Here is a 646-nt window from a genome sequence, read left to right as displayed (position 1 = left end):
CCGTTGCGGTAGCGACAGATGACGACCATGGGGCAGGTCACTGAGCCATGAGTAGTGCTGTTCAGGGTATAAGCGGTTTGATAGCTGCGACGTCTGTTGCAGAGGGCACGGGTGCCGCCGATTTTACCCCGGATAATCACGGGCATGATGAACGGGAGCTTCAAGGCCATCAACCAGCGAATCACCGGCACACTGTAAAAGCCCCGGTCGAGATAGAGCCGCTGAACCTTCACGGCTAAGGAGTGCATCGCGTCGAGCAGGCGGGTGATAATCGCCACCATCGTCTCGCCTCGCCGGACGGCATGGATGGCCAAGGTGACCCGCCGATGGGCACGAATCACGTACACCGTGGCGTAGGCAAAAAAGGACGTGGTGCCCGCTTTGGCTTGAGAGCGATAGATATACGGCGCTTCCGCCTCACTCGGCTGACCGTAGTAGGGCAACAGATGCAGGTCAATGGCTAAGCGCTGGCGGTGATTCACGATGCCGGACGGCAGGCGGCTTTGAAGAGCGGCATTCACCTGCTGCTCGACCGTGACCATATCCTCAAATTTATCGAGGTGGTACCGGAGATCGTTGCCGGTGGGCACGCCAGTGAGTTGTTGCGCCGCATGCTCAATGCTGTCATGGTGGCTCGCGGCCCACA

The 646-nt window shown here is 59.3% G+C and carries 1 pseudogene; it reads right to left on the bottom strand.

The features are described from left to right. Positions 1 to 646, bottom strand: a pseudogene (locus AC0QKW_RS00670) (ISH3 family transposase); the annotation flags it as partial.

The organism is Pseudanabaena sp. PCC 9330, assembly GCF_055795045.1.
The sequence above is the reverse complement of the archived record's forward strand: the minus strand, read 5'-3'. Positions and strand labels throughout refer to the sequence as shown.